We start from the raw sequence: 11,733 nt of genomic DNA on the forward strand, positions 1-11,733 counted from the left end.
CAAGTTTATTTTACAGTTTTTTGATAGATAATTTGTATAATATTTTAGAGGGGGATATCAAGAATAGCGTGCAATCCCCCTAGAGGGCTATCATTTAATTGAATGTTGCTTCCATGGCTACGTGCTATATCTTGAGCAATAGAAAGGCCAAGACCCGTTCTACTTGCATCTTGATTGCGTGCTTTGTCGAGTCTAAAAAATGGCTTAAAAACTTCTGTACGCATATTTTCATGAATTCTAGGACCATCATCGTCGATAGTCATGATGAGGGATTTTTGTTTGGATATGGTTGTTAGGTGGATAGTGTTCGCATAACAAAATGCATTTGATACAAGATTATTAATGAGGTGGGTGAAGGCACGAGGGCGGACTTGTATGTGTGTAGGACTTTCAACACTATAGGAAAATTGACGTTTGTGAAGATGGGCATCGGCGGGAATTTTTGCATAAGAGCATTTAAATCAAAAGTCTTGACACTTTCACTTCCTTCACCATGGGCAAAAGCAAGATAATCTTCTAACATATTTTGCATGTCACTTACATCTTGCTCAAGCGGTTTAATATCAAAGTCAGTATTTGCTAATGCTAGCTGAAGTTTAAAGCGTGTAAGAATGGTTCTTAAATCATGACTTACACCTGAGAGCATCATAGTGCGTTGTTTGATTTGGCGTTCAATACGTTTACGCATGCGTAAAAAAGCAATGCCAGCACGACGAACTTCATCAGCTCCTTGTGGTTGAAATTCTTTTGGTAAAGGACGACCGCGTCCAAAGCTTTCTGCTGCTTCAGCCAATTGTTGAATAGGTTTGATTTGATTGCGCAAGAAGTAAATTGCTATCAGCAATAAAACGAGAGCTGTTCCTACCATCCAGCTTAAAAAAAATAGCCGTATTGGAAGCGTAGGCTTGGCTGCGTGGAGCAAAGACACGCAAGATATTATGACCAAGGTGGATACGGATTTCAACAAGATCAGAATCTCCTACGGTATCGATCCAGAAGGGACGGTTAATTTGGCGGGTAATTTCTTCACTTAAAAAATAGTCAAGAATGGCAAAAAATGGCTTAGGTCCTAGAGGGGGAAGAGGAGTTGGGGGTAGGATAGAAATGTTTAATCCCATGTGCTGTTGTGCAATACGCTTAATCTCTTCATAGTTCTCTTGTTGCGGATAGGTTTCAATAATATCAATAATTGCAGAAATATCATGCACGACAGCCATTGAAAGACGCTTGGTTACCATTTGCCAATGGCGTTTCATAAAGACATAAGCAATGACTGTTTGCAGAAGTACCATGGGAGCGATAATAATGATCAAAGAGCGAGCATAAAGCCGTTTAGGTATTTTTTTCGTTAACCATCGAAGAAAAAATCTTAAAGATTTGATCATTCTTGTGCCTATTCAATAGAGAGTTTGTACCCTATTCCTCGCACGGTTTGGAGCCATATAGGCAGTGCTGGGTTTTTTTCGATTTTACGACGAAGGCGGTTGATCTGTACATCAATGGCACGTTCACTTATATTGCTGTCATCGGTCGCGAATTTATGGCGTGGAATTGTATCGCCTGCATTTTCAGCAAAAATGACCATCATTTCTTGTTCTTTATCTGTTAATTTAATAATTTCTCCCCCTTTTTTGAGTTCGCGCCGTGAAATTGAAAATATATAAGGTCCAAAAACGATCTGCTCAATTTTGGGTTGGTGAGGGGGAAACCACGTCGTAAAATGGCATTGATACGAAGGAGAAGCTCACGAGGGTCAAAAGGCTTAGCAAGATAATCATCTGCACCCGCTTCTAAGCCATGGATACGATTGTCTATTTCTGATAAAGCTGTGAGCATGAAGATAGGAACATCCTTTGTTTGGCGGAGTGAATGAGTAAGATCAATACCGTTTTTACCAAGCATCATGACATCAACAATAAGAAGATCAAAATCTAAACTTGCCAACAGTCGTCTTGCTTCATTAGTATTGGCTGAAACTGAAACACGAAATCCATTTTTAATGAGAAACTGAAATAAAAGATTGCGGATACGAGTGTCGTCATCAATCACAAGAAGGTGAGGTGCGTCATCACACAAAACTTGAACATGATCGGACATTCTTAAAAACCTTGACAAAAATTTAGTTTACATAAAATGCAAGTTTACATAAGTTGTATAAAGCTGTTGAGCATCACCTTTACCTTAAAGGAGAGAGAATAAATTTAAAAAAGTTATTTTTGAAAAGGATATTATGGGTAGTCTTAATATACATATTATTCCAGTTACGACATTCCAACAAAATTGCACTTTGCTTTTTGATAGTGAATGTAAAACGGGGGTTCTCGTTGATCCTGGTGGTGATTGGCCGCGGATTCAAGACGTAATCGAAAAGAATGGCGTTATCGTTGAGGCTATTTGGATAACACATGGTCATTTTGATCATGTGGGAGCAGCAATGCAAGCGAAAGAAGCGCTTAATGTAAAAATTATCGGTTCACATCGCGATGATAAGCCTGTGATGGATGCCGTGAGCGAAAGCGCAAAAAATTACGGCATCACTGATGCTTGCACCTGTATTCCTGACCAATGGTTAGAAGATGGTGAGTGCGTTCATTTTGCTGGACATGTGTTTAAGGTTTTTCACACCCCAGGACATTCTCCTGGTCATGTTATTTATTTCAATGAAAAAGAACGCTTAGCTCTCTTGGGTGATGTGCTTTTTCGTGGTTTTATTGGACGCACTGATTTCCCCTTCTGTTCTCATGAAAAATTGATGCAATCTCTTCGAGAAAAAGTTTTACCCTTAGGCGATGATGTTTGTTTTATCTGTGGGCATGGTCCCAAAAGTAGCATAGGCTATGAGCGCCAAAATAATCCTTTTCTTCAAGATTTTAATATATGAGCAAACAAAAAAACGCTTTGAAGCGTTTTTTTGTGCCATTTAAGACTTTTTTAGTAGAACAGAAGTTAATTTATTGGGGCATAACAAATGTGTTCCACACCATTACGGTCTCGAAAAGTCCCTGTTTTAGGGTTGAAGGAACGGTATTTTTTCTTGCAATAATTGAGCCAATCAGATTCTAATGATTGCTGGAGTGGCTCATATTCCACCGTTTGCTGCACTTGATAAACTCTTTGATTTTGCGGAACCTTTTGATAGATCACCTGATTTTGTGGTACTATTTGATAAACCACTTGTGGCTGTTTTGGTTTTTTTAAAATTGTACCAAGAATACCCACTGCTAAAGCATCTCCTGAATTGTCTATATGATTATTACTGTGTTTTGTCTTTTTGCTCTCGACGTAATGATATGTTTTGTTTTCAACATGATGATGATGATGATGATGATGATGATGATGATGATGATGGTGTTGTTGTTGTTGTTTCTTGCTTTTGTCGTTTTTATTAAAACGGTGCTTGAAATCATCAATAAACTTTTGGAAATCAGCAGAATGACAGAACTCTTTGCTATCAGAACAATGGGAGGTAGAAAAACGGGAACGCCAGATATCATCAATTTTCTTATCAATTTCCCTTGTCGCATCATCTCTTTCTTTACGCATCTTCCTCTTCATATCATCTATTTCTCTCGTGAGAGGGTGAGTAAGGTCCCATGCCATATCCGCAAGCGTTGCATTTAGCGGCATGAAAACGGTTGCAGTTGACATTGCTGATAATACCGCTAACCTAATCACTTTTTTCATAATGATGCTCCTTGTGTAAATTCGTATTTTTCACATCCTACACGTTTCAAACTGAATAGAGCCTGAATAATTTTGGACTTTATTGTGGCAAAACAAATGAAAATTCATTTAGTTAAACCTATCCTAGATACAGTAAAGTAAAATCATGACAGAATTTTGATTTCAATTAATGTACTCTGCTTGAGGTTAATTAATAAGTTTGTATTGAGAGTCCCAGATTTTTTACTATGGAATATAAACTCTTTATTTAGGGATATTTTTTGTATCACTTGATACAATATAAATTGAATAATAGATACATGAATAAAAGTTATCATTTTTTATCATAAGCTTATGGTACTATGATAAAGTCTTGTTTTACTTTATTTGTGTTATAGAACAGTGTCCTATTTAAATATTCTCTTGTGATGATAAGTAATATTTGAGTTCGATATCAGAGTATAACTGTATAAAGATAATACATTTTATGATTTTTTTGATATATATATAAAACATTCTCTTTAAATTTGTCTGCTTTTTTAGAGTTTAGAATTTTTTTACATTTTTAGGGATTTTTTATAACGCGGTTTAACAAGAAAAATTGCTTAAAAAGTCAATAAAGTTTAGGCATTTTTTGTAAAATGTTCTCTCTCATGGTGTTTTAGATAAATTGGAGCACCCTTGATGTTTGAGGTTGTCTGTTTTGCGGATAACGCTGTTTGCTTTTGAGCTTTAGTCGTTTTTTTAGAAGAGCTGAAGATTATTTTAGGCGGTTTGAAATTTTTTGCTCCTTTGTTGATTGCGTTTTTTTCCGTTTTATTGTTGCTTGATTAGGGGTGTTTTTACCAGATTTTCCTTTTCGATTTTCCAAAATACCAGTGTCCGTGGTTGGTCCCATATGTGCAAGGTCTGGTTTGGAGAAAAGACTTGGTTGTAACACGGGCTCATGGGTGGATTGTTCGCTATGATGTGTTAAGGGGTTCTCAGCGATTTCTAGTTCTATCTTTTGTAATTGTTTGATTTCATCGTGAAGTCGCGCTGCTTCTTCAAAGTTGAGATCAGCAGCCGCTTCATGCATTAATTTTTCAAGGTGTTTAATATGAGATGCTAAATTGTTGCCAATCATATTTTCTCTCTCGATGACATCAGAGATATTTGTGCGAATATGGTTGTTTTCATAGCCTGAATTGAGAATATCTCCGATATTTTTTTTGATACTTTTGGGTGTGATATGGTGTTCTTCATTATAGGCGATTTGTTTTTGTCGACGTCTTTGTGTTTCCTGTAAGGCTCGTTCTATGGAGCCTGTGATTGTATCTGCGTAGAGGATGACACGGCCATCTACGTTACGTGCTGCACGTCCGATTGTTTGTATGAGGGAAGTTTCAGAGCGCAGAAACCCCTCCTTATCGGCATCTAGAATGGCGACAAAACCACATTCTGGAATATCTAAGCCTTCTCGAAGCAGGTTGATACCGATGAGGACATCGAAGGTGCCAATTCGCAGATCGCATAGAATTTCAATGCGTTCTAATGTATCAATATCAGAATGCATATAGCGTACGCGGATACCTTGTTCGTGGAGATATTCTGTCAAATCTTCGGCCATACGCTTTGTGAGAACAGTTACCAATGTACGGTAGCTTTTATGAGTTGTTTTGCAAATTTCGTTCACAACATCATCAACCTGATTGCGCGCTGGGCGAACCTCTGTTGAGGGATCAATAAGGCCTGTTGGACGAATAATTTGTTCAGCAAAAGTGCCTTGAGATTCTTCCATTTCCCAGCGTCTAGGTGTTGCGGAGACAGCAATAGTTTGTGGGCGCATGGCATCCCGTTCTGTTCCTATGAAAAATTGATGCAATCTCTTCGAGAAAAAGTTTTGCCTTTAGGTGATGATGTTTGTTTCATTTGCGGCCATGGTCTAGGAAGCCGCATAGGCTATGAGCGCCAAAACAATCTTTTTCTGCGAGGGATTTCAGAGAGAGAGATGTATAAAAACCCGCTTTAGAGCGGGCTTTTTTATAATGTTATTTTAATTTACCAAGTTAATTCAATTTACTGGAGCATAGCAGCGATGATCTACGCCATCACTGCCTCGAAAAGTTCCTGTTTGAGGGTTGAATGAACGGTATTTTTTCTTGCAATATTGAAGCCACTTAGCTTTCAAAGATTGGTTGAGTGGCGGATTTTGCACTGGTGGTTGTACTTTATAAACCACCTGTTTTTGCGGACCTTTTTGATAAATTATCTGATTTTGTGGTGAGGCTTGATAGATAATTTGAGGCTGTTCTGATTTTTTGAGCATTTTACTCAAAACTGCAGCTGCCACAAGACCTAAAACACCTACAACTAAAACACCTCCTTGAATATTACTGTGTTTTGTCTTTTTATGTTCGGCATAATGATATGTTTTGCTTTCAACATGATGATGTTGTTGTTCACTCCAGCTACGGCTAAAATAATGACGCTTGTGGGGATCATCAAAAGAGTGATGTTTACTATAAAAAGAATGGGAGCTAAAATTGCGAGACGGTAAACCAGTCTCCCTCTTCATTTCACTCATTGTATTATTACTATGATACCATGCTATATCCGCAAGCGTTGTATTTAGCGGCATGAAAACGATTGCAGTTGACATTGCTGATAATACTGCTAGCTTGATCACCTTTTTCATAATGATGCTCCTTGTGTAAATTCGTATTTTTCACATCCTACACGTATCAAACTGAATAGAGCCTGAACAATTTTAGGCTTTATTGTGGCAAAACGAATAAAAAGCTATTGAGTTGAGTATGTCTTACTAAGATCATAGAATAATATCGTGACAAAAATTTGTTTTTAAAAAATATAGTCTGCTCAGATTAATTTATAAATTCTTATGGATAGCAGATGTTTTTTATCATGAGAAAAAAACTCTGCATGGAACTTTATTTATATCATTTTGGCAAATAGAGACTGGAAAAAAAGATGTGTGAACAAAGGGTATCGGTTTTATCAACATAGACTTATAGAATGGTCATAAAATCTTCTTTTATCTTATGTTTCTCCAAAATGATGGTGTTTGTGTTTCAACCTACCTGATCAAGATCTTTCTTAGAAAAATATTTTTGGGCAAAAAAACTTTATCGTATCACGTAGGTTCATGGATGGATTGTTGACTATGATGTGTTAAGGGATCATCCGCAATTGCCAATTCTATCTTTTGTAATTGTTTGATTTCATCACGAAGGCGTGCTGCTTCTTCAAAATTAAGGTCGGCTGCTGCTTCACGCATTGATTTTTCGAGGTGTTGAATATGAAGTGCTAAATTGTTGCCGATCCTATTATTTTGCATCATAAAATTAGGAATATTTTTAGGAGTATGATCGTTTTCACCCCCTAAATTAAGAATATCGCTGATATTTTTTTTGATACTTTTGGGTGTGATATGGTGTTCTTCATTATAGGCGATTTGTTTTTGTCGACGTCTTTGTGTTTCCTGTAAGGCTCGTTCTATGGAGCCTGTCATTGTATCTGCATAGAGGATGACACGGCCATCTACGTTACGTGCTGCACGTCCGATTGTTTGTATGAGGGAAGTTTCAGAGCGCAGAAACCCCTCCTTATCAGCATCTAGAATGGCGACAAAACCACATTCTGGAATATCTAAGCCTTCTCGAAGCAGGTTGATACCGATGAGGACATCGAAGGTGCCAATTCGCAGATCGCGTAGAATTTCAATGCGTTCTAATGTATCAATATCAGAATGCATATAGCGTACGCGGATACCTTGTTCGTGGAGATATTCTGTCAAATCTTCGGCCATACGCTTTGTGAGAACAGTTACCAATGTACGGTAGCCTTTATGAGTTGTTTTGCGAATTTCGTTCACAACATCATCAACCTGATTGCGCGCTGGGCGAACCTCTGTTGAGGGATCAATAAGGCCTGTTGGACGAATAATTTGTTCAGCAAAAATGCCTTGAGATTCTTCCATTTCCCAGCGTCCAGGTGTTGCGGAGACAGCAATAGTTTGTGGGCGCATGGCATCCCATTCTTCAAAACGCAAAGGGCGATTGTCCATACAGGAAGGGAGGCGAAATCCATATTCTGCTAGGGTTGCTTTTCTTCGAAAGTCACCTCGGTACATGCCTCCAATTTGGGGAATGGTTACATGGCTTTCATCGATAAAAACAAGAGCATCGTTTGGAATATATTCAAACAAGGTTGGTGGTGGTTCACCGGGTTTTCTTCCTGTTAAATAGCGTGAATAGTTTTCAATTCCGGGGCAGGAGCCGGTGGTTTCCAACATTTCCAAATCAAAAATTGTACGTTGTTCTAAACGTTGTGCCTCTAAAAGACGTCCAGCTGCGTTCAATTCCTCGAGGCGTTGAACGAGTTCCATTTTGATCGATTTCATCGCTTGATTTAATGTTGGTCGCGGTGTTACGTAGTGTGAATTGGCATAAATTTTGATCGATTGAAGGTTATCTGTTTTTTGTCCTGTGAGCGGATCAAATTCCGTAATTGTTTCTACTTCATCGCCAAAGAGCGAAATACGCCAAGCACGATCTTCAAGGTGGGCAGGGAAAATTTCAATTGTATCCCCTCGGACACGAAAGGAACCACGAATGAAATTAATATCTTGTCGATGATAGTGTTGGGCAACTAAATCGGTCAATAATTTTCGTTGATTGAGTTTGTCACCTTTTTCTATTTTGAAGGTCATCGCAGTATAGGTTTCTACCGAACCAATCCCGTAAATACAGGATACAGATGCAACAATAATGACATCATCACGTTCAAGGACAGCGCGTGTTGCGGCATGGCGCATACGGTCAATTTGTTCATTAATGGAGGATTCTTTTTCAATATAAGTGTCAGAGCGAGCAACATAGGCTTCCGGCTGATAATAGTCGTAATAGGAAACAAAATATTCTACGGCATTTTTGGGAAAAAAGTTTTTAAATTCTCCGTAAAGCTGTGCTGCTAGAGTTTTATTGGGTGCTAAGATCAAAGCTGGACGTTGCGTTTTTTCAATGATTTTAGCCATTGTATAGGTTTTTCCTGATCCAGTAACACCCAAAAGCACTTGCGTGCGTTCATTCTTTTCAATTCCCTCAACCAGAGTTTTGATTGCTGTAGGTTGATCCCCTGCTGGTTCAAAGGGTGTTTTGAGTTGAAATGGAATACCACCTTCAGATTTTTCGGGGCGAACAGGGCGGTGAGGTGTCCATAAGACTCCATTTTTAAAAAGAGGATTACCCGAGGCAATCAGTGCGGAAAGAGCTTCAACTGTTGCAGTAACACCATTTTTCATTCATTCTTCCTTGATATAGAAATATATGTGTTTTTAAAATATCCCATTCACCAGTTTGAGTAAAAGAACGATAAAGCGTTATTTAGCAGTTTTGTTTCGGCTTATTGAAACTTTCATAGGATATTTGATTACTTCTCTGAAGAGTTTCTTTTAACGTTTTTAGTATGATAACAGCTGCTTTTGTTTATACCATAAAAATGTTCACTATGCTGATTATGGATATTAAGGCCATACATATTGCAAGTTGTTTCTGGAAACATCGCATACGTATGATAAAGGTCATTTCCCTCTTTAAATGCGAGGTAACGAGATGATACCCAACCTGTTTGAGTGTTGTATCTGATATGGCACCAGTTTCCTTCACAGGTTTGGACAAAGACCAATTTTCCTGCGGGAATGAGTCCACGAAGGGCATGTTGCGTGCTTGGTCCTACTCTAAGATTAAGATTGCTTACAACAAAAGCATCTGCGGCTCTAGATACCGTTGTGTTTAGAAAGAGAAAGTTAAACACAAAAAAAAATATTAAATTTTTCATTTTTCCACAGAGGGTCCCTTCAGAGATTTCTCTTCACTTCTTATAAGATCTCCTTCACTATATTATTATAAAGAAGAAAAAATACAATTGTTTCTTCTTTAAGCTTTTGATTATAAGAGCTTAGGTGAATATTTTAACGCACCAATATTGGAACTATTTAAACAAAATGTGGTGAGTGTTTTGTCTTCCTTTTTATTTTTATATGGAAAATAAGGATGCTGTACTATATAATTATAAATTGTGGTTTTCGGGTTCCAAAAGTGATTTTGGAAGCCGTTTTTTATGTTTTTATTGAGCCTTCCGTGTAACAGAAAGGGACGGATTATGAAAAAAGTTCCGATGACTACAGCTGGTTTTGAAAGTCTTAAAGAAGAGTTGCGTTGGCGTCAACAACAGGAACGTCCACGGATTATTGAAGCAATTTCTGAGGCGCGTGCGCATGGGGATCTTTCAGAAAATGCCGAATATCATGCCGCTAAAGAAGCACAAAGTCATAATGAGGGGCGTATCAATGAGCTTGAAGATTATATTGCGCGGGCGGAAGTTATTAATGTCTCGCGTCTTTCAGGTGACAAAATCAAATTTGGAGCCACTATCAAGCTTTTGGACGAGGATACTGAAGAAAAAAAGGTTTATCAAATTGTTGGTGATCAAGAAGCTGACGTAAAAACGGGCAAAATCTCTATTTCCTCACCTATTGCACGTGCACTTATTGGAAAGCAAGAGGGTGATGTGATTGAGGTGAATGCACCTGGTGGAGCGCATAATTATGAAATTATTGAAGTTCAGTATATCTAAACTGTTATGCGTGTGTCTTTAAAAGAGACTGATATTATTGCTCCTCATTTTAAAAAGCGGTTATCAGGCGTAACATCTACAGTTATTCAGCTTATTCCATTACAGCGCACGCAAGGTGTGCGTATATCCACTTTTGGTTTTGGATTACCTAAAAATTTGCCCGCTCTTGCCTTTAAAGATCTTTTCGGGCTTTGGAAAAGTCCGATAGGAAGGCCCTTTCGTATTTGGCATGCACGACGCAATATTGAAATGCTTTGTGGAGTCTTTTTACGCGATGTTTTGCGGATGAAGCTAAGGCTCATCTTTACATCGGCTTCTCGACGTCATCATAAGCCTTTTACCAAATGGTTGTTGCGCCGTATGGATAAGGTTATTGCTACCAGTGCATGCACGGGGACTTACTTAGAGGTGCCTCATCAGGTTATTATGCATGGGGTGGATGTTAGGCGTTTTTCTCCACCACAAACTGTTGAAGATTATTTTGCTTCGTCAGGGTTTCCTGGAAAATATGCGGTGGGGTGTTTTGGGCGTGTGCGTTATTTAAAGGGCGTCGATTTGTTTGTGGATGCAATGATAGCATTATTACCACGCTATCCTGAATGGACAGCACTTATTGCTGGTCGTACGACAGAACAACATTATCATTTTGAAAAAAAATTACGCCAGAAGGTTACTGAAGCCGGTTTGGATGATCGTATTATTTTTCTTGGTGAGGTGCTGAATACACCGGTGTGGTATCGTCGCTTGTCGCTTTATGTAGCGCCTTCTCGTATGGAGGGTTTTGGTTTAACTCCATTGGAGGCAATGGCGTCACAAACAGCTGTTGTGACCAGTGATGTGGGAATTTTTAAAGAATTGGTAGGTAGAGGGGACAGGAACGGTTGTGAAAGTAGGAGATGGAGATGCTTTAACAGAAGCTATTGAACCTTATCTTGCTGATTTAGAAAAAACCTTAGCAGCAGGGCAAAAAGCGTTAACCCATGTTCGTACACATTTTCCTTTGGAAAAGGAGGCGGCAGCAATCGGAAGTGTTTACGAGGAACTATTTGCGGAGAAAACACTTTAAATATATCCGGAAATTTTCTTGAGAAGTGGAAAAAATGGCCTTCTTTAAACATCTCAAGGGAACAGTTCAATAATCAAATATTATGTCACAAAATTGAGATGTGTTTTTAAAGTGATGTAACAACAGACTCTCAGAGTTTTTCATAAAAGAATTGAAATTTTATGTTTTCAGAATGATGGAGATCACAGGTAAAAGGGTGATTATTTCTTACTTTTGTAATGTTTTTTTTAAGAGAGTATGCTGTTCTTTATTATGGATCTGAACTCTTGAAGCTGTTTTTATTGCTCCTTGAGAGGAGAGGTTGTGCGTTTTTCAATAATAAAAATTCTATTAAGTGCACCACAGTAGAAAAAAGTATTTGTGAAGGA

The 11,733-nt window shown here is 38.3% G+C and carries 6 protein-coding genes and 5 pseudogenes; 4 read left to right on the forward strand and 7 right to left on the reverse strand.

Annotated elements, in window-relative coordinates; genetic code table 11:
• Positions 1-44: 44 nt before the first annotated feature.
• Positions 45-1,385 (reverse strand): annotated as a pseudogene (locus tag J7R12_RS03090) (ATP-binding protein).
• Positions 1,386-1,393: 8 nt separating this feature from the next.
• Positions 1,394-2,097: pseudogene (locus J7R12_RS03095) on the reverse strand (response regulator).
• A 133-nt stretch (positions 2,098-2,230) separates the two neighbouring features.
• Here J7R12_RS03095 and J7R12_RS03100 point away from each other — a divergent pair.
• Positions 2,231-2,881, forward strand: coding sequence for an MBL fold metallo-hydrolase (locus J7R12_RS03100; protein ID WP_126603615.1), 651 nt, complete (start codon positions 2,231-2,233; stop codon positions 2,879-2,881).
• Positions 2,882-2,946: 65 nt separating this feature from the next.
• Here J7R12_RS03100 and J7R12_RS03105 read toward each other — a convergent pair whose 3' ends face one another.
• Together J7R12_RS03105 and J7R12_RS03110 are read right to left on the reverse strand one after the other, a co-directional pair.
• Positions 2,947-3,684, reverse strand: a complete 738-nt coding sequence (locus J7R12_RS03105; protein ID WP_126603614.1) for a BA14K family protein — start codon at positions 3,682-3,684, stop codon at positions 2,947-2,949.
• A 739-nt stretch (positions 3,685-4,423) separates the two neighbouring features.
• Positions 4,424-5,503: pseudogene (locus tag J7R12_RS03110) on the reverse strand (helicase-related protein); the annotation flags it as partial.
• Here J7R12_RS03110 and J7R12_RS08925 point away from each other — a divergent pair.
• Positions 5,498-5,674, forward strand: a pseudogene (locus J7R12_RS08925) (MBL fold metallo-hydrolase); the annotation flags it as partial. The pseudogenes J7R12_RS03110 and J7R12_RS08925 sit on opposite strands and share 6 nt — an antisense overlap.
• Positions 5,675-5,716: 42 nt before the next feature.
• On the opposite strand, the gene J7R12_RS03115 reads toward J7R12_RS08925, so the two are convergent.
• The 3 genes from J7R12_RS03115 to J7R12_RS03125 form a co-directional block, all read right to left on the reverse strand.
• A complete protein-coding gene (locus tag J7R12_RS03115; RefSeq protein WP_126603613.1) occupies positions 5,717-6,340 on the reverse strand; it encodes a BA14K family protein in 624 nt (207 codons plus the stop codon).
• A gap of 456 nt (positions 6,341-6,796) precedes the next feature.
• Positions 6,797-8,965 (reverse strand): excinuclease ABC subunit UvrB, encoded by a 2,169-nt coding sequence (gene uvrB / locus J7R12_RS03120; protein WP_126603612.1) that lies wholly within the window; start codon positions 8,963-8,965, stop codon positions 6,797-6,799.
• Between the two features lie 128 nt (positions 8,966-9,093).
• Positions 9,094-9,501: an SH3 domain-containing protein gene (locus J7R12_RS03125; protein ID WP_126603611.1), complete on the reverse strand. Its 408-nt coding sequence runs from the start codon at positions 9,499-9,501 to the stop codon at positions 9,094-9,096.
• A gap of 324 nt (positions 9,502-9,825) precedes the next feature.
• Between J7R12_RS03125 and greA the strand changes: the two genes are divergently transcribed.
• A complete protein-coding gene (gene greA / locus J7R12_RS03130; protein WP_035009226.1) occupies positions 9,826-10,299 on the forward strand; it encodes a transcription elongation factor GreA in 474 nt (157 codons plus the stop codon).
• A gap of 6 nt (positions 10,300-10,305) precedes the next feature.
• Positions 10,306-11,365: pseudogene (locus tag J7R12_RS03135) on the forward strand (glycosyltransferase family 4 protein).
• The last annotated feature ends 368 nt before the right edge of the window (positions 11,366-11,733 follow it).

Origin of the sequence: Bartonella vinsonii subsp. vinsonii, from assembly GCF_902825235.1 — a bacterium.
GTDB lineage: Bacteria > Pseudomonadota > Alphaproteobacteria > Rhizobiales > Rhizobiaceae > Bartonella > Bartonella vinsonii.